This window comes from Pseudomonas sp. SCPG-7, from assembly GCF_002156405.1.
GTDB classification, from domain to species: Bacteria; Pseudomonadota; Gammaproteobacteria; order Pseudomonadales; family Pseudomonadaceae; genus Aquipseudomonas; species Aquipseudomonas parakoreensis.
This window is the reverse complement of sequence record NZ_MVOO01000001.1, coordinates 653,078-674,809: the sequence shown is the minus strand read 5'-3', so window position 1 is coordinate 674,809 and position 21,732 is coordinate 653,078. Positions and strand designations below refer to the sequence as shown.

Genomic DNA, 21,732 nt, shown 5'->3' with positions numbered 1-21,732 from the left:
ATCCTTGTTTTGCGCTTTTTGACCCGCGTCGTTCAAGCGCGGGCAGTGATTGGGGAGGAGAGCGGCGGGGTGTTGTCCGAGCATTCGATGTGCAGCTGGCCGTGGCTCATGATCCACTGGATGAGGTCGGCGGTCGGAATCGAATGCACGTACTCCACCCATCGGGCGTCTGCCGGGTCGTACTGTTCGAAATAGCGGCGCAGGACGATACGGCTTTGGTCATCTGACAGGCCCAGGCAGAACTCCTGAAACAGCAACGGCGTATTCTGATCAGGCGCGCTGGTGCGCTGGCTGAGAATCAACGGATAGCGGGCGTCGTGGCCCTCGGCGGTGTACCTGTCGTGCAATGCGCTCATTGAATGCCCCCCGGTTGTCGATGGCGAGCAGAGTGCCTGAGGGGTTTTGCCGCAGCATGTCCGCTTGATGTCCGCGACGAAGGAATGTTGCTCGATTGAAATATATGACCTGGCGGCCAGAATGGTTTTAGATGCGTTCTTTTTTGGCCTGAGGATCCTGTGCCCGTGAGCAGACTGCTGATCGTCGACGATGACGTGGAAATTCTCGCCCTGCTGAAGAAGTTCTTCGTCCAGCACGCCTACGAGGTCGATGTCGCCGCTGATGGCGCAGCGATGTGGGCCGCGATTGCCCAGCAGCGCCCGGACACGATCATTCTCGATCTGATGCTGCCCGGTGAAGGCGGCCTGAGCCTGTGCCAGAAAGTGCGGGCGCAGATGGGCATTCCGATCATCATGCTGACCGCCATGGGCGAATTGAGCGACCGGATTGTCGGCCTCGAACTGGGCGCCGACGACTACGTCACCAAACCGTTTGCCCCGCGTGAACTGCTGGCCCGTCTGCGCGCCGTGCAGCGTCGTGCCGGTGAGCAGGTCAGCCCTGTCAGCGAACCTTCGCGACCGGTGATTGCTTTCGCCGGTTGGCATCTGGATATCACTTGTCGCGAACTGCGCTCCCCGGAAAACGTGATGATTCCGCTGTCCGGTGGCGAGTTTGATCTGCTGGTGGTGTTTCTCGAACACCCGCAACGCATTCTCACCCGCGAGCAACTGATCGACCTGTCTCGCGGCCAGGGCCACGACGCCTTTGATCGCAGCATCGACGTGCAGGTCAGCCGCTTGCGCCGCAAGATCGAGCCGGACAGCAAGCGTCCGGACCTGATCCGCACCGTGCGCAACGGCGGTTACCTGTTCACCGCCAAGGTCACGCGCGCATGATCCGTCGCTTCCTGCGCCGTGATCCGCTGAGTCGGCGGATCGCCCTGACCATCGTCGCGGCCATGCTGGCTTCGCTGGCGCTCAATTTTCTGTTCGTGGAGGTGGCCGGGACCTGGGCGCGGCCACCGATTGAGCGCACCGGGTTGCTGGAGCAGATTGCGGCGACCGTCAAGGTGATCGAGGCTGCACCTGCGCCTTTACGCCCGAAACTCGCGCACGCGGCAACCGGCCCGACGCAGGAGGTGACGTGGAGTGCGCAACGTGACGAACTTGGATTGCCAGCGGGTGGTACGCAGCTCATCGCCAACAAGACGTCGGGGTTGCATCAGTTGCTGGGTGATGAGCGAGACATTCGGGTGTTCAATCCCGCCGACTGGCCGAGCGGAAGTCCGCTGGCGCGCTACGCGGCGCTGATTCAACTGCCGGATGCCAGCTGGTTGTTGTTCTCTTCGCCTGAGCGCTCCTGGGGCCTGGACATCGGCACACGCATCGCGATCATCATCGCCCTCGGTCTGATCGCCACCGTGCTGGTGGCCTGGCTGGCCACGCAGCAACTGGCCAAACCGCTGCAACGCTTTGCCAGTGCCGCCCGCCGCTTTGGCGGTGATCTGCGCGCGCCGCCGATAAAAGTCGAAGGCCCGGACGAGATCCGCCAGGCAATCATCGCTTTCAACACCATGCAGGCGCAGATCCAGCATTACATCAGCGAGCGCACGCACATGCTCGCGTCGATCTCCCACGACTTGCGTGCGCCGCTGACCCGCATGCGCCTGCGCAGCGAGTTCATGGAGGACTTTGATCATCAGGGCAAACTGATCCGCGACATTGAAGAAATGCAGTCGATGATCAACGCTGCGCTGGCGTTCTTTCGGGAAGACACTCAACCGGAGCAAAGCACTGCGTTCGACCTGTCGGAGTTGCTGCAGACCATCATCGACGACTACCGCGACCAGAACATCGCCATCGATTTCCATGGCCCGGCGCATCTGGTCTACGAGGGCCGCCCGCTGGGAATCAAGCGTGTGATCGTCAATCTGCTGGAAAACGCCGAAAAGTACGCGCAGCAGCCGGCCATTACCTTGAGCAGCGATGGCTACAGCGTTTGCGTTGACGTCAGCGACGAGGGGCCGGGGATTCCCGAAGCGTCGTTGCAGCGGGTGTTCGACCCGTTCTTCCGCCTGGAAACCTCGCGCAACCGGGAAACCGGTGGCGTCGGGCTCGGGCTGTCGGCGGCGCGGGCGATCGTGCGCGAGCAGGGCGGCGAACTGACGTTGAGCAATCGCAGCAGCGGCGGCTTGCAGGCTCGGGTTGAGCTGCCTCTGTAATACTTTGAAACATTTGCGCGTGACGGACGGTCAACAGGACACATTCTCTGCAAGAAGCGTCCATGAAAACCCCACGGCCCTCCGCACGCCTCGTACCGCTTTCACAACTTCGCAATCTGAAAATGGCCCGTTCCGCGCACGCTTATGTGCGCGGCAGTACGGTGCAGTTTTATGAGTGGCTGCACAGCCAGCCCGGGCGCCGCCTGCCGAAAGGGCCGGCGGTGTGGATCTGCGGCGATTGTCATGCCGGCAATCTGGGTCCGACCGGTGATCTGAAAGGGCGCATCGATATCCACATCCGCGACCTCGACCAGACGGTTATCGGCAATCCCGCGCATGACCTGGTGCGACTCGCACTGTCGCTGGCGACTGCCGCCCGGGGTTCCGATCTGCCCGGTGTGGCCACCGCACGAATGCTCGAGGAGATGATGCGCGGCTATGAGCAGGCGTTTGAAGACGACGTCGACAAAGAGCCGCCACGCCCCGCGCAAGTCAAGGCCGGGATGCGCAGCGCAGTGCAACGCACGTGGAAGCATCTGGCCCAGGAACGCATCGAAAACACCAAACCGACCATTCCGCTGGGCAAGCACTTCTGGTCGCTGTCACGCGAAGAGCGCAGTGCACTGAAGACCCTTTGCGCCACGCCAGACCTGCACACGCTGGTGACCTCATTGAAGGGGCGCAACAAGGACAACCGGGTGAAAATGCTCGACTCGGCCTATTGGGTCAAAGGCTGCAGTTCGCTGGGACTCAAGCGTTATGCGGTGCTACTCGGTGTGGGCGAGGGTGATGACGAGGAATATTGCTTGCTCGACATCAAGGAGGCCGTTGCCGCCGCAGCGCCGCGGGTCGCCCGCGCCGCGATGCCCCGCGACAACGGCAAACGTGTGGTCGAAGGCGCGCGTTTTCTCTCGCCGGGCCTGGGTAACCGGATGATCGCCACCCGGCTGCTCGACCATGGCTTCTTCATCCGCGAACTGCTGCCACAAGACATGAAACTGGAGCTCGATCAGTTGAGCCAGACCGACGCGATGCTCGCCGCCGGCTATCTGGCTCGCGTCGTGGGGCTGGCCCATGCCCGGCAGATGGACATGAGCACCCGCGCCTCATGGATGCGTGAACTGCAGGCGTGTCGCTCGAAGACCCTGGATGCACCGTCGTGGCTGTGGTCCAGTGTCGTGCAATTGGTGGGTCGTCATGAGAAAGGCTATCTCGAACATTGTCGGCGTTATGCGCTCGAGCATTGATCTGTGTGAGTGAAACAGTTGCCGGTTGCCGATATGAAATTTGTTCTGTAGATTTTCATGAAATTATAAGAAATAAATTTCATGAGGCGCCGAATGTTTCAGCAATCCCAGCAGCATGTCGCCAGTTATTACGCCCACAGTTGCGCCGATGTTCTCAGTACGCGGCCGGCGCTGGAAGGCGCGCACGACACCGACGTGGTGATCATCGGCGCCGGATTCAGCGGGCTGCACACCGCGCTGCGTCTGGCTTTGGCCGGCAAGCGCGTCACTGTGCTCGAAGCCAGTCGCGTGGCCTGGGCCGCGTCGGGACGCAATGGCGGGCAGGCGATTCTGGGCTGGTCGTGCGACATGCCGCCGCTGGAAGCTGCGCTCGGCTATGAGCGCGCCCGTCGCCTATGGGACGGCATGCGCTGGGCCGCGCAGGAACTGCGTGAATTGCCCGGGCGGCATGGTTTCGATTGCGACTATCGCCCCGGCCATTTGTGGACTTCGGTGATGCCGCGTCGGGTCAGCCTGCTGACTGAATGGCAACACGAAGCCAGTCACAAATGGGGCCATGACGGTCTGCAATTCATTCCCCGTGAAGACCTGCCGCAATGGGTCGCCAGCGAACGCTATCAGGCCGGTCTATACGACGCCGAAGGCGCGCACCTCAATCCGCTGAAACTGGCGCTTGGCCTGGCCGCCGCCATCGAGCGTGCTGGCGGGCGTATTCATGAGCAAAGCAAAGCGTTGAGTTATCAGCAGGAGGGCAATGGCTTCCGGGTCAATACCGAGCGCGGTTCGGTGAAGGCCGATGTGCTGGTGCTGGCCTGCAATGCCTATCTCGATGAACTCGATCCGCAGCTCTCCCGTTGCATCCTGCCGGTCGGCACCTATCAAGTCGCCACCGCACCGCTGACGCCTGAGCAAGCCACCGCGCTGCTGCCGAGCAACGTCTGCGTGACCGACAACCAGTTCGTCCTTGATTACTTCCGCCGCACGCCGGACAACCGCTTGTTGTTCGGCGGCGGCTGCACCTATCTGGGTGGCATGCCCAAGGACATTGCGGCGGCGACCCGGCCGTTTCTCGAACGGGTGTTCCCGCAACTCAAGGGCGTTGAACTGCAATTCGCCTGGGGCGGGCACATCGACCTGACCATGAACCGTACGCCTGATGTCGGCGGCGAGGGCAACCGTTATTGGCTTCAGGGTTATTCGGGGCACGGCGTGCTGCCGACACTGGCCGCCGCCCGTGCGGTGTCCGATGCAATTCTCGGCGAGACGGATGAATTGGCGTTGTACCAGGGCCTGAGCAGTGGCCGTTTCCCCGGCGGCAAGCACTTCGCCGCACCGCTGGAGGCCATCGGCAAGGCCTGGTATCGGCTGCGCGACAGTATTTGATGAGATTTTGACCATGAACAAGCAAGAAGAAATCGCGGCGCTGGCGATCCTGATCCACGACCTGCGCAAGCACAAGAAATGCACCCTCAAGGAGCTGGCGGACAAAATCGGCCGTTCGGTGGGGTTTCTCTCGCAAGTCGAACGCGGCCTGTCGCGCCCGACCGTGGCCGACCTCACCGCGATCAGCGAAACCCTCGGCGTGCCGACCACCTATTTCTACAGCTTGCCCAAACCCAGACAAGTGCCGTGGGTCACCCGTCCGGACGAGCGCCGCACGCTGTATTACGCCAGCGGCATTACCGACATTCTGGTGTCGCCGCAGATGCGTGCCTCGTTCTCCATGCTCGAAAGTCATCTGGAGCCGGGCGCGAGCAGCGGCGACCGCCACATGAACGACAGCTCGGAGCAGGGCGGTTATGTGCTCGAAGGCGAACTGACCTTGTGGCTGGGCAACGACGACGATCCGGTCACCTTGAGGGCCGGCGACAGCTTTCAATTCGACAGTCACACCCATTGCCGCTACGGCAACCTCACCGGGCAGCTCACTCGCGTGCTCTGGGTCTACACCTGATAACAACAAAGGAAATCCAAGATGGACGCTGTCTGCTCTGACCTGCTCGCCGAAGTGCGCGCGTTTCGCCAACGCTACCCCGAGGTGCGTTATGTCGACCTGATTTCCCTGGACATTCCGGGGCATTTTTACGGCAAGCGCTATCCGGTGGACATGCTCGAAAAAGTCGCGGCGGGAAGCGCTTTGAAACTGCCGCAGAACTGCGTGTTGCTGGGCGTACAGGGCGGTCTGTTCAAGATCGGCGATTACTGCTTCAACGACGGTGATCCGGACGCTTTGCGTCGCTTGGTGCCCGGCACACTCAAGCCCGTGACCTGGGAAAGTCAACCGCTGGGGCAAATGCTGATCACCTCCGACGGCACCGCCAAACCGATCGAATTCGAACCCCGCGAGGTATTGGCGAAAGTGCTGGATCGACTGGCAGCCAAGGGTATTCACCCGGTGGTGGCCTTCGAACTGGAGTTCTACTTATTCGACAAAAAACTTCGCGACGGGCTGCCGCAATTCCCTCGCGACGAGCTGACCGACGACGCCGATGATCAGCCGAACATGCACATCGAACGCCTCTCGCGTTTCGCCCCGGTGCTTGACGACATGGTTGAAGCGACGCGGGCGCAGGGCATCGATGCCACGGTGATTACCGCCGAGCTGGGGCCGGGCCAGTTCGAGATCAATTTCGGCCATCTGGATGACGGTTTGCGCGCCGCCGACTGGGCGGCGCTGTTCTGTCGCAGCACCCGCGGCGTTGCGCTCAAGCACGGCTATCGCGCCAGTTTCATGGCCAAGCCGTACGTGCAGCATCCGGGCAGCGGCATGCATGTGCATGTCAGCCTGTATGACGCCGCCGGCAACAATCTGCTGGCCGCCAATCACCAACAGCCGCTGCGCCATGCAGTGGCCGGTTGCTTGGATCTGCTGCCGCACAGCATGCCGATTTTCGCGCCGAACCAGAACGCCATGCGCCGTTTGAGCGGCACGGTGAACACTGCGACCAAAGCGAGCTGGGGTTACGAGGATCGTGACGCCTGCCTGCGCATCCCCGAGTCGGACACGAAAAACCTGCGCATCGAATACCGACTGGCCGGCGCTGACGCCAACCCGTATCTGGTGCTGGCGGCGATTCTGGTAGGCCTGGAACATGGTCTGGAATCAGGCAAGGAACCGATCCCGCCCCTCAACGACGACCGCAACAGCGGCATCGACTTTCCGACGGAGATCCTCGACGCGGTGCGCGCCTTGCAGCATCAGCCACAACTGCGTGCGGGACTGGGCGCCGAGTTTGTCGACGTGTATTGCGAGAACAAACGTCAGGATCACCTGGCATTCATGCAGGAGATCAGTGCGCGGGAGTATCGCTGGTATTTGTGATCACTGGTTCAGTGACTTCTTCAGCCCTTCACCAAAACCAATACGGCAAAAACTTCGGTGTGGGTTCGATCATGAGTTCCAGGTGATAGGTGATCGGGTTGAAGAAAAACATATCCAGTATCAGAAATGCCGCTACGCCAAACGACAGCGTCATGAGCTCGCGATAGGGATGCTCGGCGAAATACTGGTGTTTGCCATGGTAGAAGCTCAGTAGCGCAGACAATCCCAAGACTACGCCCAGGTAGTTGGGTTGTAACGAAACATCGGCGAAGTTGTTGTAGACCAGCACCGCCACCAGCATCCCCAACCCAAGCAGGGGCAACTTCAGGCAGACGTTGAGCAGGCCGTTTTTGGCGCGGACGAAGGCGGCTTCCTTGCTGACGAAGAGGTAAGCGGCCAGCAGTGAAATTGCCGGGGTGATTGCCAGGATATAGCGTGCTTTCTTGGAACTCGGAAGAGTGAACAGCACCAGCAGCACTAGCAGCCAGCCGGTTAGATAGCGCAGCAGGTCGATGTTTCTATCGCGGTTCGAACGGAAGAACAGTTTGTACTTCTTGAGAATGACGTTGATGGCGTAAAACACCGTGATGCCGTAGGTCAGCAGACCTGCCGAGAAGTAGAAGTAATAGCGTGGCGCGTGGTCGGAACCGAAGCGTGCGATGCCCTGCATGTTCAGCACTTCGTCGAGGAACGCTGGCCCTCCTTGCACGTAGGCCGCCCAGGCCAGTAACACCACCCCAACAGTCAGAATCCCCCCCGAGAGCAGTGAAAACAGCAGCAACATGCGCCACTGCCGGCTCAGTAAGTAATAAGCGCCAATGACACTCGCAGGTCCGATCAAGCCGATAGGCCCACGAAAAGCGAAACCCAGTGCCAGCCCGACGTACAGAAACACTACGCGGCGCGGGTCTTTTTTGATCTCGGCCGTATAGGCAAAGTAGAAGCACATCACCGTTAACAGCGCCGGATAGATATCCAGTGCCAGCGAGTTGACGCCGTCGAGAAAAGCCCAGGTCAGCAGACTGAAAAGAACGCCGTACGCCCCCCACTTCTTGCTGTGCAGCGCGCCCAGTCGATAAATGAATACCAGCATCAGCGACGCGGCCACGCAGGACGGAAAACCCATGGAAAGAACGGATACCCGGCCGAATGGCAAGGACACCAGGTAGACCAACAAGGTATTGAGGACCGTGTAGTCGGGATAGGGTTTGAGGTCGTCGGCAATCGGGAACAGTGTGATGCCGTGCAGCAACATGTAATCGGCAAAGTCGACAAAGCGTGTTGTGTAGTTGAGGACCGCGGGTTTGTACTGCAATGCCATGAACACGGCCAGTGTCATGAAAAAAATGCTCAGGCATGGATTTCTTGCAATCAATCCTTTCAGCAACACTGCCCGCCAAGTGCGCTCGACCACAAGCGGGGCATCATATCGATCCATCGTTAATCCTTTGCTGCAGTTGTTCTTTTTGCCCGTAATCCTGGAAGCGTGGTAACGCCGGAAGTGAAGTTATGTGTTTCGCAAAATTGGATTTTGAGCCTAGTCCAGGGTGGGGACTATTCAAGCATGACGTGCCTAAACACACCCTGAACAAGACGGGTTAAAGTCGATGAAAACGTCATTAACAAAGAGCGTGCTATAGGGCTTTGCGTGCGGGAAATTAACCAGGCCATAGCGCCGCTGCTTCTGGTGTTAAATGGCATGCCTCAGGTAGACGTCAGCTTGTGGTAAACGGCTGCCGCTCCTTGAACCACGTCAGCGCCTGTTGCTTGAACGCCTCGGCTGGCGGCGTCAGCGGATAACGCTGGTCGTGGGCAAGCACGATGCGTTGCACCGGCAATGGCTCGCGAATGGGGCGGCAAACCAGCGGTTGGCCGTCGTAACTGTGATCGCCGAAGGGCCGGGTATAGGTCAACGCCACGCCAAATCCGTTGGCCACCAGACTGCGCTGAAACTCGAAGCTGTGGGTGTGCTGGACGCTGGCCGGGGCATAGCCATGGAAGTTGAACAAGTCCAGCACGTGCTGCCAGCTGTGGATCTGATCCGTCACCACCAGAGGGCATTCGCTCAGCGCTTGCAGGCTGACCTCGGCCGCGCTGGCCAGAGGGTGATCAGCCGGTAGCAAGGCGTGTGCGCGCAGCTGACAGAGCTCGACGCATGTGGTGTTGGCCGGCAAGCCCAGATCGTAGGTCAGCGCCAACTCGAGCGTGCCCTCGGCCAGACGCTTGCCGAGATATTCGAACTCGCCTTCGCGCATGTCCACCGTGACCTGCGGGTGCACTTGCTGCAAGCGCCGCAGGATCTGCGGCAAGCAGTAAGGTGCCAGATCCGCATAGCAGCCGAGCACCAGTACTCCGGAAAAATCCGCGCTGTCAGCACCGATGTCGGCGAGTGCCCGCGCCTCGCTCAGCACGCGTTTGGCCTGAGTCATCACCGTGCGCCCGAACGGCGTCAGCGAGACCCCGAGGCCTCGTTGCCGAACGAACAACGGCTGGCCGAAAAGCTGTTCAAGTTCGGTAATGGCGGTGGAGATCGAGGGCTGTGAAACATGCAGTTCCTCGGCCGCCATTGTCAGGTTGCCGTGCTTGGCCGCAGCGAGTGAGTAACGCAGTTGTCGCAGGCTGAACTTCATAAGATTTTCTTCGGTGACAGATCAAGACATATTATTTTCTCTTGGCTGAGTGTCATGGAATATTTGCCCTGCGCCTACTTTTATTTCTTGCGTGAGGGAGTTTCAGGTCATGACAGCCAGCGCTTACACCGTTAATGAAAAAGACATCGAAGCCTTCCAGCGCGATGGTGCGGTTTGCCTGCGCGGAGTGTTCTCCGGGTGGATCGACACGATTGCCTCCGGCATCGAGCGCAACCTCGCTGAACCGGGCGTGTATGCGAGCCGCTACGTTGAAAAAGATGACCAGCCGGGCGGATTTTTCGACGACTACTGCAACTGGCAACGGATCCCGGAATTTCGCCACATGGTCGAGCAGTCTCCGGCCGCGGCGGTCGCCGCTGCGATCATGCGTTCAAACTCGGCACAGTTCTTCCATGACCATGTGCTGGTCAAGGAGCCGGGCGCGCAGAAGGCCACGCCTTGGCACCAAGACATCCCCTATTACTTCGTCGAAGGCAGCCAAAGCGTGAGTTTCTGGATTCCGGTCGACCCGGTTCGCGAGTCGACGTTGCGCCTGCTGGCCGGGTCGCACCACTGGGAAAAAGGCATCAAACCGGTGCACTGGGCTGATCAGAGTGACTTCTACCGCGATGCCGATGGCTATCGTGAAGCGCCTGATCCGGATTCGGAGGAGGGCATGCAAGTGCTGGAGTGGGAGATGCAGCCGGGCGATGCGGTGCTGTTCGATTTTCGCACCGTGCACGGCGCCCGAGGCAACGCGTCGGCGCAGCGCCGCCGGGTGCTGTCGCTGCGCTGGCTCGGCGATGACATGCGCTACTTCGAGCGGCCGGGGCGGACTTCGCCGCCGTATCCGGGGCATGCGATGCAAACCGGTCAACGACTGCGCGAAGACTGGTTTCCGACGATTCATCGGCAAGCCTGAGTTGTGAATTGCTGACAGGTGCCCGTCACGTCGTGATGAGCACCTGCACCGCCATAATCCTGTTCACTGAGTTGGAGCGTGCGATTGTGAAAAGAACAAACAGCCTGTTGGCCCCCCTGTTTTCCATCGGCCTGTTGGCCGTCAGTGCGTCGAGCCAGGCCGCCGGTTGGTGCGAGTCGGGCAAACCGGTGAAGTTCGCCGGGCTCAATTGGGAAAGTGGCATGTTGCTCACCGAGGTGCTGCAGATCGTGCTCAAGGATGGTTACGGCTGTGCCGTCGACACGCTGCCCGGCAACTCCATCACCATGGAAAGCGCCTTGGGCAGCAACGATATCCAAGTGTTGGCGGAAGAGTGGGTCGGGCGCAGCGAGGTCTGGAACAAGGCCGCCAGCAGCGGCAAGGTGGTGGGTGTCGGTGCGCCGATCATTGGCGCCACCGAAGGCTGGTATGTGCCGCGGTATCTGGTCGAGGGCGATGCCAAACGCAACCTCAAGCCCAAAGCGCCGAACCTGAAAAACATCGCCGATCTGCCGCAGTACGCCGCGCTGTTCAAGGATCCGGAAGAACCGGGCAAGGGCCGTTTCTACAACTGCCCGGCCGGTTGGACCTGCGAACTGGAAAACAGCGAGATGCTCAAGAGCTACGGCCTGCAAGCCAGCTACACCAACTTCCGCCCCGGCACCGGCCCGGCCCTCGATGCGGCGGTGCTGTCGAGCTACAAGCGCGGCGAGCCGATCCTGTTCTACTACTGGTCGCCAACCCCGCTGATGGGGCAGGTCGATCTGATCAAACTGGGCGAGAAACCCGGCGTCGATAAACAGATCAGCATCAAGGTCGGCCTGTCCAGCGTGTTCCATGCGCAGGCACCCGAACTGGTCGGGGTACTGGAAAAGGTCAATCTGCCCATCGATCTACTGAACCAGAACCTGGCCCGCATGACCAACGAGCACATCGACTCGCCGAAACTGGCGAAGATATTCTTCAAGGAACATCCGGAAATCTGGCACACCTGGGTCAGCGATGCAGCGGCGAAAAAGATCGACGCGACGCTTTAGTTCGAATCCGGGCAGGGACGCCCGCTTGGCTAGATGACGCGACCTTTCTTCGACGGCGAATGATCGGCCGGCCTGGTTCTGGCGGCTTGCAGCAACCGGGCAAATGCCGCTTTGTCGATCGGCCGACTCATGAAATAGCCCTGAACCTCGTTGCACTGATCCTTGCCCAGAATCGCCAGTTGCTCCTCGGTTTCCACGCCTTCGGCGGTGACGGTCAGGCCCATGGCTTTACCCAGGCCGATGATCGCCTGGACCACGGCGCGATCGTTGGCGCCGTTGCTGATTGAGGCGATGAAGCGCTTGTCGATCTTGATCCCGTCGAACGGGTAGGCGCGCAGGTAGCCGAGGGACGAATAGCCGGTGCCAAAGTCGTCCATGTTCAGGCGCACGCCGAGTTGCTTGAGCGCATTCATGGTGGCCAGCGCGCCGTCGGTGTCGACGAGCATCACGTTTTCGGTGATTTCCAGTTCCAGGCGACTGGCCGGGAAACGGGTCTGGATCAGCACTTCGCGCACGTCTTCGACGACATCGCTGAGGACGAACTGTGCCGGGGACAGGTTGACTGACAGGAGGATGTCTGACGGCCATTCGAGTGCGGTTTCACAGGCTTCGCGCAACACCCAGCGTCCCAGCGCGACGATCAGGTCGGTCTGTTCCGCCAGGCCGATGAACACGTCGGGGCCCAGCAGACCCTTGGTCGGGTGCTGCCAGCGCACCAGCGCCTCGACCGAGACGATGTGCTTGCCATCGACGGTGTAGCGCGGCTGGTAATGCAGAATGAATTCGTCGTTTTTCAGCGCGCCGCGCAGGTCGCTTTCCATTTGCCGGCGGGTCTGGATCTGGTCGTTCATGTGCGCTTCGAAATAGCACCAGGTGTTTTTGCCCTCGGACTTGGCCTGATAGAGCGCGATGTCGGCGCAACGGATCAACTCGCTGGGCACGAAGCCCTGGCGGCGGCTCAGGGCGATACCGATGCTGGCCCCGACGTGCAACGGATGGTGCTCGAAGAGCATCGGTTGATGCAGGCTCTCGACCAGCCGGGTACAGAACCGGTCGACTTCCTGCCGAGTGTCCATGCCATTGAGCACCACGACGAATTCGTCGCCACCCAGGCGTGCGACGATGTCGTGCTCGCGGGTGCATTCGCGCAGACGACTGGCGACTTCCTGCAACACCGCGTCGCCTGCCGGATGGCCGAGGGAGTCGTTGATCGGCTTGAAGTTGTCCAGGTCGATCACCAGCAGCGACAGCGGCGCCGCGTGCTCCTTGAGCAGCAGCGCTTCATCCAGATAACGCGCCAACTGGTTGCGATTGGGCAGGCCGGTGAGGGCGTCGTGCATCGACAGGTGCTGGATCTGCGCATGGGCGGCGACTTCGTCGGTGATGTCGCTGGCGGTGCCGCGATAGCCGACCACGGTTTGCTTCTCGATAATTGGCCGCGCCGACAGTCGACAGTGGCGTTGCTGCCCGGCGTGATCGCGGTAGGTGCAACGCAAGTCGCTGGCATTACTGTCTTCGGTGAGTTTCTTCAGCCACAGCTCCAGCGGCGTGGTATCGCACGACACCAGTTGCCCGATGCCCTGGCCCAGCCACTCGCTTTGCGGGTAGCCGGTCACTTCGCTGAAGCGCGCCGAGAGATAGGTCAGGCGCAAGTGTCTGTCGACTTCCCAGATCCAGTCCGACGCCGCTTCGGCGACCGCGCGAAACCGTTCTTCACTGGCTTCCAGCGCATGGTTGGCCGCCTCCAGTGCCTGATTCGAAGCCTGCAGCGTGCTGAAACTGTGGTCGACGTAGGTTGAAGATCGCACGGCGTGACGCAAGAAATAGGCGGTCAACAGCATCAGCACGGCCAGCACGGCGCCAAGCGTGGGCAGCAGTGACCACAGCAGTTGCCGGCCGGGACGTTCGAGGTCTGCGCTGAGGCTGTAACCGGTGTTGTTCAGCGACACCCGAGGCTGTTCGTCGGCAAGCGTGTCATCCGCCGTAAGTTTCAGGTTTTGCAGGCCATAGGCAGTGCCGATCGCCTGCAGTTTGGCAGGCGTCAGCTTGTCGACGAACACCAGCACCGAGGTCTGTGTCGGATCGCCCACCGGACGTTCGTCGTTGGGCAGAATTGCCGCTGCCGTAACCAGTGCCGGCCACCCGTCGAACAGCGAATAGGTATTGATCGGTACAGTCAGATCAGCCTGGTTTTGCACCTGATCAATCAATGACGCGGCAGAAGCCTTGAGCAAACTGCCGATGTCCACGTCGGCGAGTTGTCCTTGCACGACGGCGTACTTCGTGCGGCTGCGATCCAGCACAAACACGCCGTCGTAACCGTCGCTGGTGAACAGGGTCTTGCCGATGTTCTGCTGGGTGTAGGCCCAGTCGGTATCGACGTGGGTGTGCAAGTGTTCGTAAGCCGTGGTCCAGTCGGCATAGCTGGTGATGTAGCTTTTGGAGGTCGCGATGCGATTTTCCAGGGCGCGGGCCGTATAGAAGCGGGTTTGCTCGACATCCTCGCGATCCAGGCGAGCGGCAATGCTGAGCAGGGTGCCAATCGCAGCAATCACCCCGACGATAAACAGCGTGGCAACCGCAAATGCCAGGCGGCGGGTAATGGCGCTTTGCTGAGGCGGAACCGGCGTGGCAGGAGCGAAACTGTCCATATGCTCGTCCTTGGTAGCTAGGGTTTGCTCATCTGGAACAGCGGCCCGAGCGCATTGTTCAATCTGTTGTTGGCAATGGCGCTGCGGCGGATTTCTCAAGCGTAGTGAATACGCGGGGATTTTGCTTTGGCGCAACGTCATTGCGCTCTGAGCAACTGCCCCAAGACCTCCAATTCTCCTTTCTCTACATCCGACACCAGCACGAAACGCATATGAGCGGCCTGCCACGAGACCACGTTGAATCCGCGCACGCTGCGACTCTGCACAGCTTGGTCCGCCTCGTTCGTCGGCAGGATGAACAGGTTGATGATGTGCTTGGCATGCCCGTAGCTCAGGGCGGCGGTGGTCTGGTGTTGCAGGTAATCCAGACGCCCGCCAAGCAAGGGGAAGCCTTGCGCCGTGTAGTCGAATACCGGCGGCGAGAAATCGAGTTTGCCGGTGAACCACGGTTTGACGGTGTGGCGATCGGACGACACCACGTCGTTGAGGTGTTCGCCCATCAACGAGCGTACGTGGCTGGACACGGCCTCGTCGATCAAGGGTTGCTCGCTGCCGGGAGTGGCGACATACAGCACCAGCGCCAGAGCCAGCACGGCGGCGGAAAAGGCCGGGGCCAGCCATTTTTGCCAGCGCTGGATGAACCCCGGCTCAGGTTTGTCTGCGGCGAACACGCTCGCCGCCCATGCGGCGGGCGCGGGGTAGTAGGGTACATGGCGCTTCACGCTGACCTTGAGCAACTTCGCTTGCTCGTGCAGCTGCGCGCATTCGGCACAGGTGCTCAAGTGCGCGGTCACTTGCGCCGCCGTCGCCGGATCCAGTTCCTGATCCAGATAGCCGTGCAACTGTGTCTGGAAAACCGCGCAGTCGAGTTCATTCATGATCGTGCAACTTCAGTAGTTCGAGCTTGAGCAGGGCACGTGCCCGAGCCAGTCTGGACATGACGGTGCCAATCGGAATATCGACCACCAGGGCGATGTCCTTGTAAGGCATGTCTTCGAGTTCCTTGAGCACAATCACCTCGCGAAACACCGGCGGCAGGGCACTCAGCGCCTGCTGGAGCAAGGCGGCATTTTCCATGTGAATGGCCAGCAGTTCCGGGGTCTGGCTGTGGCTCAGCGGGCCTTCGTCAGCGACCCGGTCGTCATCGATGGCGACCCAATGGCGCCCGGCCGAAGCCTTGAGCCAGGTGTAGCTTTCGTTGCGCACGATGGTCAGAAACCACGCCTTGGCGTTGCCGTCGGCGAAACGTTGCAAAAACCGGAAGGCGCGCAGGGCGCTTTCCTGCACGACGTCGCGCGCAGCGCTGTCGTTGCCGGTAAGCCAGCGCGCAAGGTTGTAGGCCGCGTCCAGATGGGGCGCAATCAATTCCTCAAATCGCTTCATGGTCGGTTCCGCACCGTCACCCCCCTGTAACCGCGCTGCGGCGGGTTTTATTCGCGCCAGAACATTTATTTTTTGCCGTGGAATAAAGCCACACGCCACAAGGTTTACCTCGTGTCAGCTACCTCACTGTAGTTCGCCCGCGAGGACACATCGATGGACATTCAAGCAAAACACCCGCTGCGCACCGACGGCCCGCTCAACCCGGACCGGCGAACCCTGCTCAAATGCTCGGCGTGGGCCGGGGCCGGGGTTCTCTGGGCCCTGAGCGGCGGCATCCCCAAAGCCTTTGCGCTGGATGACGCAGGCAACGTCAGCGATCCCAAGGCGTTGGACAGCACCTTTCACTTCGTGCAGATCAGCGATTCGCACATCGGCTTCAACAAGGAAGCCAATCCCGAACCGGTCAAGACCTTGCAGGTGGCCATCGACAAGGTCATCGCGCTGCCCAGACGGCCATCGCTGATCTTGCACACTGGTGACATCACCCACCTGTCCAAGCCCGAAGAATTCGACACCGCCGCACAGTTGCTCAAGGGCCTGCCATCCACCGTGCATTACGTCCCCGGCGAACACGACACCCTCGACGAGGGCGGCGGCAAGCTGTACCTGGAGCGTTACGGCAAGGGCACCAAAGGTAACGGCTGGTATAGCTTTGATGATCATGGCGTGCATTTCATCGGGCTGATCAATGTCTTCAATTTCCAGGCCGGTCATGAAGCCACCCTCGGCGCCGAGCAACTCGCCTGGCTGGCCGATGACTTGCGCGCAGTCAGCAGCAGCACGCCCATCGTCGTGTTCACCCACATCCCGTTGTGGACGGTTTATCAGCCGTGGGGCTGGGGCACCGAGGACGGCGATCAGGCGATCGCGATGCTGCGCAAGTACGGCTCGGTGACGGTGCTCAACGGGCACATCCATCAGGTGATCCAAAAAGTCGAGGGCAACATGACCTTCCACACCGCCCGTGGCACCGCTTATCCGCAGCCGGCACCGGGCGCAGCACCGTCACCGGGGCCTATGACGGTGGCGGCGGATCAGCTGCGCAATTACCTGGGGATCACCGACGTGCGCGCGACCCAGGGCGATCACCCGCTGGCCCTGATTGATTCGACACTGGTGTAACCGAGGGCAAACCGATGAAAACGCGACTATTGGCACTGGTGGGCCTGTTGCTGGCGATGCCGGTGTGGGCAGCGGAAGTGAAGATCGACATCAAGGAATTCATGTTCGCCCCCAAGGACCTGACCGTGGCCGTCGGCACCAAGGTGACGTGGGTCAATGATGATCAGATTCCGCACACGGTGGCGGAAACCCACAAAGTGTTTCGCTCGGGTGCGCTGGACACCAACGACAGCTTTTCCTGGGTGTTCGATACGCCGGGGGAGTTTGAATATTTTTGCGTGTTGCATCCGCAGATGATCGGCAAGGTGGTGGTGACGCAGTGAACTGGCTCGTGATCTGCTGAATACGTACCGCGAAGGTGTCGCTGGCCTGAGTGTTACTCAGCTACCAATCTGCACCTTTGCGGGGCTTGCCATGGGCTATCGGGTAGCACTGTTCTAGCTTCGGGCGGCAGGATTAAATCGCTGTTCGTTGTGAATTCGTGAGTTAAATCATTCAAATCAAGCGCTTGGCACGGTGCGGAGAAATCTGGCATGCATCGTGCTTTTTTTGTATCCGTGGATAATTGGATACAAAAAGACAAAAGGTGCTGCCATGCAATTCGCTCCTGCCTTCGATCAACGTCAACCGATGACCGCCGAAGAAGAGGCCTACAACTTTCTGTTGGAGGGCATCTGCGGTGGTCGGTACCGCAAGGGCGACCGGTTGATCGCCGAGGACATCGCCAGTGAAATCGGCATGAGCCGCATGCCGGTGCGCGAAGCGTTTCGCCGTCTCGATGCGCAGGGTCTGGTGACGCTGAGGCCCAATCGCGGCGCGGTGGTCAGTGGTCTGGATGTCGAGCAGATGCATGAAGTGTTCGAGATGCGCAGTGCGCTAGAGGGCCTGGCGATTCGCATCGCGGTGCCCAAAATCAGCGAGCGTCAGTTGACGGCGCTGGAACGGCTTCTCGATGAAATGGATGACTACCGCGACGAGAGTGCGGCGTGGGTCAGCCGCCATCGCAAGTTCCATGAATACCTGTGCAGCCTCAGCGAACGCCCTCGGTTGCTCAAGCAGATCAGCGCCCTCTACGCGCTGATCGAAGCGCCCATGCGCCTGTGGCTGCAGCACATCGAAAAGCCCCTGAGTGCGCGCCAGGAGCACCAGATCATCCTTGATGCGATTCGCGCCGGCGACGCCAGCAAAGCCGAAGCCGTGGTGCGCGAGCACATCGAAGGCACGGTGCCCGAGCTGATCAAATTTTTGCAATCGGAAAAATAACCACAGAGCGGAACACGAGTCCGCCGATGTTTTGACGTTGAGTACTGCCCGTTACTAACCGAACTGGAGTGTCTGGTCATGCATACGTCTCGCCTGTTATTGGCTGCAATTTCCCTCGGACTCTGTTCGCAATGGGCGCTCGCCGCACCCACGGTGCCGGAGCGTCTGGTCAAGGTCGACAAACTGACCTATTGCTCGGGCATGGATTCGCCGCCGCTGGTGTCTTTCGATGAAGCGCAAAAGCCCAAAGGACTGACCGTCGACCTGGGCCTGGAAATCGCCAAGCGCCTGGGCGACAAGAAGGTCGATTGGCGGGTGATTCCGTTTTCCGGACTGCTCCCGGCCTTGCTTGCCAAACAGTGCGACATGATCGTCGACCAGCTGTTCGACAAGCCCGAGCGCCGCGAGGTGATCGACATCGTCAATTACATGTATTCCAGCCAGGCGGTGGTGGTGCCCAAGGGCAATCCGAAGGCGCTGAAAACCCTGGCGGATCTGAGCGGGCACAAGATCGCGGTGCTTAATGGTTCGACCATCAAGACCTTGCTCGATGCGGAAAATGAAAGCCTGACCAAGGCCGGCAAGCCACCGATGAAACTGGTGGTCTACAACACCGACACCGATGCCTTCCAGGCCTTGCGCATCAATCAGGTCGACGCTTACGGCACCACGGTGGAAACCGCCGGTTATTACGCGGCGATGGCTCCGGATCTGTTCGAAGAAGGCGTCCCGGCCTTCAGCCGGATTCTCACCGGCCTGGGCATCCGCAAGGACGATGCGCAACTGAGCGCTGCGGTGCAGCAGATCATCACCGACATGCGCAGCGACGGCAGCTACAACCAGCTTCTGAGCAAATGGCACGTTTCCAGCGACACACTCGATTGAGGTAAGCGTTGATGAACTTCAATTGGGATGTGTTCTGGCAATACCTGTTGCAGCCGAGCGGGGTTTATCTCACCGGGCTCTGGCTGACCTGCCTGATCAGTGTGCTGGCAATGCTGCTGGGCTGTGTGCTGGGGTTGGCCGCTGCATTGTTGCGTTTGTCGAAGAACCCGTTGCTGCATCTGCCCGTGCGTTTTTATGTGTGGCTGATGCGCGGCACGCCGTTGCTGGTGCAGATCGTTTTCCTCTACACCGCGCTGGCGGCGGGCGGGATTTTTCGCTTCGAAGACATTGAGCTGTTCGGGCTGGTGGTGCCCGGCAACATTCAGGCGGCGATCATTGCTCTGGGGCTCAACGAAGGCGCGTACATGGCCGAGATCATCCGCGCCGGTATCGGCGCCGTGGACAAGGGCCAGTACGAGGCCGGGCGTTCGCTGGGCATGACCTTCGCCAAACTGATGCGCCGAATCGTTCTGCCGCAAGCGTTCCGGGTGATCGTGCCGCCGCTGGGCAACGAGTTCAACGTGATGCTGAAAAACACCACGCTGGTCAGCGTGATCGGCGTGCAAGAGCTGTTGCTCAGCACGCAGATGGTCACCTCGGCGACTTTTCGGGTGTTCGAGTTGTACCTGGTGGTGGCGATTTATTTCCTGTTGCTTACCACGCTGTGGGGCTTCTTTCAGCGCTGGCTGGAGAACCGCTTCGGTCAGTCCGACCGACCTTCTGCGCCACCGCCGGCCTCCAGTCGGATGTTCGGTCGCAGCACTCTGAAACTGCTGAGGGGACGCTAATCATGGCGCAGCCAAATGACGAACTGATCATCGAAGCGCTGAACATTCACAAGGCCTTCGGCGATCTACAGATTCTCAAGGGCATCTCGCTGCAAGTACGCCGTGGCGAAGTGGTGGTGCTGATCGGCGCTTCGGGCTCGGGCAAAACCACGTTCATCCGCTGCATCAACCTGCTCGAAGACATTCAGGGCGGGGAGATCCGGGTCAGCGGTCGGCCCATGGGCTATCGCACCCGGGCGGACGGCAGTCTGGTGCGTGATTCGGAACGCAACATCGCTCGCCAGCGCCGCGACATCGGCATGGTGTTCCAGCGCTTCAACCTGTTCCCGCACATGACCGCTTTGGAAAACATCATCGAAGCACCGATTCAGGTGTTGGGTGTGCCACGCCAGGCTGCGCTGGAACAGGCGCGGGCCTTGCTCAAGCGAGTCGGGCTGGCAGACAAGGCCGGGCATTACCCGTCGATGCTTTCCGGCGGCCAGCAGCAACGAGTGGCGATCGCCCGAGCGTTGGCGATGAAACCGCAGGCGATGCTGTTCGACGAACCCACCAGCGCCCTCGACCCGGAAACCGTCGGCGAGGTTCTGCAAGTGATGAAAGAGCTGGCCGAGGAGGGCATGACCATGGTCGTGGTCACCCATGAAATGGGCTTTGCCCGCGAGGTCGCCGACCGGGTGGTGGTGCTCGATCAGGGCGAACTGATCGAACAAGGCCCGCCGGAACAGATCTTCAGCCGTCCGACTCATCCCCGAACCCAGGCCTTCCTCAGCCGCGTGCTGTGAATTTCACAAGGAAATCGACGATGCGTTTATCGAATGTGTTCGCGGCGCTGTGCTGCGCCGCCGTGGTCCCCATGCTTCAGGCCGCCGACTCGGTGGTGAAGGTCTACAACTGGTCCGATTACATCGGCCCCGATACGCTGAAGAACTTTGAAAAGGCCAGCACGATCAAGGTTCAGTACGACATTTTCGACACCAATGAAATGCTCGAAGCCAAGTTGCTCTCCGGGCATTCGGGCTATGACGTGGTGGTGCCGTCCAGCCAGTTTTTGTCCAAGCAGATTCGCGCCGGCGCCTATCAGCCGCTGCAACGCGGATTGCTCGATAACTGGAAGCACCTCGACCCGCGTTTGATGCAACGTCTGCAGGCTGCCGACCCCGGCAACCAATACGCCGTGCCGTACATGTGGGGCACGGTAGGCATCGGCTACAACGAGGAGAAAGTCCGCGCCGTGCTGGGCAAGGATGTGCCGCTCGATTCCTGGTCAATGGTGTTCGACCCGCAAAATCTCGCCAAGCTGAAAAGCTGCGGCGTGGCGTTCCTCGATGCGCCGGTGAAGATCATTCCCCAGGCCCTGCTTTATCTGGGACTGGACCCCAACAGCGTCAAGCCGGACGACTACAAACAGGCCTCTAAACTGCTGATGACGTTGCGGCCTTCGGTGACCTATTTCAACTCGTCGAAGTACACCGCCGACCTGGCCAACGGCGATATCTGCGTGGCGATCGGCTATTCCGGTGACGTGATGCAGGCCCAGACCCGGGCGCGCGAAGCGGGGAAAAACATCGACATTCGTTACCTGATTCCCAAGGAAGGCGTGAACCTCTGGTTCGACATGCTGGCGATCCCCAAAGACGCCGCTAACGTCGCCAACGCCCATGCGTTTATCAATTACCTGCTGCGCCCAGAGGTGATTGCACCGGTCAGCGATTACGTCGGCTACGCCAACCCGAACAAGGATGCCACGGCGCTGATGGACCCCAAGGTCAGCGGCAATCCGGGGATCTACCCGACTGACGACGTGATCAACCACGCCTTCGTCTCCGCCGATCTGCCGGAAAACATCCAGCGTCTGATCACCCGCGAATGGAACCGGATCAAGTCCGGCCAATGAATTGCTGATTTGA

At 60.4% G+C, this 21,732-nt stretch carries 21 protein-coding genes; 15 read left to right on the top strand and 6 right to left on the bottom strand.

The window, feature by feature from the left end; all coding sequences use genetic code 11:
- Positions 1–32: 32 nt before the first annotated feature.
- Entirely contained in the window at positions 33–356 is a 324-nt protein-coding gene (locus B1722_RS03090) for a hypothetical protein (RefSeq protein ID WP_041064083.1), read from the bottom strand.
- Between the two features lie 165 nt (positions 357–521).
- Between B1722_RS03090 and B1722_RS03085 the strand changes: the two genes are divergently transcribed.
- The 6 genes from B1722_RS03085 to B1722_RS03060 all read left to right on the top strand — a co-directional run bounded on the left by B1722_RS03085 (position 522) and on the right by B1722_RS03060 (position 7,126).
- Complete coding sequence (locus B1722_RS03085) at positions 522–1,232, top strand: response regulator (protein ID WP_041064082.1); 711 nt, start codon at positions 522–524, stop codon at positions 1,230–1,232.
- Positions 1,229–2,557: an ATP-binding protein gene (locus B1722_RS03080; protein WP_041064080.1), complete on the top strand. Its 1,329-nt coding sequence runs from the start codon at positions 1,229–1,231 to the stop codon at positions 2,555–2,557. The genes B1722_RS03085 and B1722_RS03080 overlap by 4 nt, the downstream gene beginning before the upstream one ends.
- Before the next feature lie 62 nt (positions 2,558–2,619).
- Positions 2,620–3,804: a DUF2252 family protein gene (locus B1722_RS03075; protein WP_086791283.1), complete on the top strand. Its 1,185-nt coding sequence runs from the start codon at positions 2,620–2,622 to the stop codon at positions 3,802–3,804.
- Positions 3,805–3,897: 93 nt separating this feature from the next.
- A complete protein-coding gene (locus B1722_RS03070) occupies positions 3,898–5,187 on the top strand; it encodes an FAD-binding oxidoreductase (protein ID WP_041064075.1) in 1,290 nt (429 codons plus the stop codon).
- A gap of 13 nt (positions 5,188–5,200) precedes the next feature.
- Positions 5,201–5,758, top strand: a complete 558-nt coding sequence (locus tag B1722_RS03065) for a helix-turn-helix domain-containing protein (protein WP_041064072.1) — start codon at positions 5,201–5,203, stop codon at positions 5,756–5,758.
- 21 nt (positions 5,759–5,779) lie between these two features.
- Positions 5,780–7,126 (top strand): glutamine synthetase family protein, encoded by a 1,347-nt coding sequence (locus B1722_RS03060; protein ID WP_041064069.1) that lies wholly within the window; start codon positions 5,780–5,782, stop codon positions 7,124–7,126.
- A 28-nt stretch (positions 7,127–7,154) separates the two neighbouring features.
- On the opposite strand, the gene B1722_RS03055 is transcribed toward B1722_RS03060, so the two are convergent.
- Positions 7,155–8,465, bottom strand: coding sequence for a glycosyltransferase family 39 protein (locus B1722_RS03055; protein ID WP_086791535.1), 1,311 nt, complete (start codon positions 8,463–8,465; stop codon positions 7,155–7,157).
- 376 nt (positions 8,466–8,841) lie between these two features.
- Positions 8,842–9,756, bottom strand: a complete 915-nt coding sequence (locus tag B1722_RS03050; protein ID WP_086791281.1) for a LysR family transcriptional regulator — start codon at positions 9,754–9,756, stop codon at positions 8,842–8,844.
- 109 nt (positions 9,757–9,865) lie between these two features.
- On the opposite strand from B1722_RS03050, the gene B1722_RS03045 reads away from it, so the two are divergent.
- The gene (locus B1722_RS03045) at positions 9,866–10,678 is read left to right on the top strand and encodes a phytanoyl-CoA dioxygenase family protein (protein ID WP_086791280.1); all 813 of its coding nucleotides are present in this window, start codon (positions 9,866–9,868) and stop codon (positions 10,676–10,678) included.
- An 86-nt stretch (positions 10,679–10,764) separates the two neighbouring features.
- Positions 10,765–11,733: an ABC transporter substrate-binding protein gene (locus tag B1722_RS03040; protein WP_086791533.1), complete on the top strand. Its 969-nt coding sequence runs from the start codon at positions 10,765–10,767 to the stop codon at positions 11,731–11,733.
- Between the two features lie 29 nt (positions 11,734–11,762).
- On the opposite strand, the gene B1722_RS03035 is transcribed toward B1722_RS03040, so the two are convergent.
- The 3 genes from B1722_RS03035 to B1722_RS03025 all read right to left on the bottom strand — a co-directional run bounded on the left by B1722_RS03035 (position 11,763) and on the right by B1722_RS03025 (position 15,767).
- Positions 11,763–14,384, bottom strand: a complete 2,622-nt coding sequence (locus tag B1722_RS03035) for an EAL domain-containing protein (protein ID WP_086791278.1) — start codon at positions 14,382–14,384, stop codon at positions 11,763–11,765.
- Positions 14,385–14,521: 137 nt separating this feature from the next.
- A complete protein-coding gene (locus B1722_RS03030; protein ID WP_086791276.1) occupies positions 14,522–15,262 on the bottom strand; it encodes an anti-sigma factor in 741 nt (246 codons plus the stop codon).
- The gene (locus B1722_RS03025; protein WP_041064046.1) at positions 15,255–15,767 is read right to left on the bottom strand and encodes a sigma-70 family RNA polymerase sigma factor; all 513 of its coding nucleotides are present in this window, start codon (positions 15,765–15,767) and stop codon (positions 15,255–15,257) included. Before B1722_RS03025 ends, B1722_RS03030 begins: the two co-directional genes overlap by 8 nt.
- A 153-nt stretch (positions 15,768–15,920) precedes the next feature.
- Here B1722_RS03025 and B1722_RS03020 point away from each other — a divergent pair, with 153 nt between their 5' ends.
- The 7 genes from B1722_RS03020 (at position 15,921) to B1722_RS02990 (ending at position 21,719) form a co-directional block, all read left to right on the top strand.
- Positions 15,921–16,889 carry a metallophosphoesterase gene (locus tag B1722_RS03020; protein WP_086791274.1) on the top strand — a complete coding sequence of 323 codons (969 nt, stop codon included), beginning with the start codon at positions 15,921–15,923 and terminating at the stop codon, positions 16,887–16,889.
- 14 nt (positions 16,890–16,903) lie between these two features.
- Positions 16,904–17,212, top strand: a complete 309-nt coding sequence (locus B1722_RS03015) for a plastocyanin/azurin family copper-binding protein (RefSeq protein WP_041064040.1) — start codon at positions 16,904–16,906, stop codon at positions 17,210–17,212.
- A gap of 271 nt (positions 17,213–17,483) precedes the next feature.
- Positions 17,484–18,152, top strand: a complete 669-nt coding sequence (locus B1722_RS03010; protein ID WP_041064037.1) for a GntR family transcriptional regulator — start codon at positions 17,484–17,486, stop codon at positions 18,150–18,152.
- A gap of 78 nt (positions 18,153–18,230) precedes the next feature.
- Positions 18,231–19,037 (top strand): ABC transporter substrate-binding protein, encoded by an 807-nt coding sequence (locus tag B1722_RS03005; protein ID WP_041064034.1) that lies wholly within the window; start codon positions 18,231–18,233, stop codon positions 19,035–19,037.
- Positions 19,038–19,048: 11 nt separating this feature from the next.
- Positions 19,049–19,825, top strand: a complete 777-nt coding sequence (locus tag B1722_RS03000) for an amino acid ABC transporter permease (protein WP_007967116.1) — start codon at positions 19,049–19,051, stop codon at positions 19,823–19,825.
- A 2-nt stretch (positions 19,826–19,827) separates the two neighbouring features.
- On the top strand, positions 19,828–20,607 hold the full coding sequence (locus B1722_RS02995) for an amino acid ABC transporter ATP-binding protein (RefSeq protein ID WP_041064030.1): 780 nt from the start codon (positions 19,828–19,830) through the stop codon (positions 20,605–20,607).
- Positions 20,608–20,627: 20 nt separating this feature from the next.
- On the top strand, positions 20,628–21,719 hold the full coding sequence (locus B1722_RS02990) for a polyamine ABC transporter substrate-binding protein (protein ID WP_086791272.1): 1,092 nt from the start codon (positions 20,628–20,630) through the stop codon (positions 21,717–21,719).
- Positions 21,720–21,732 lie beyond the last annotated feature (13 nt).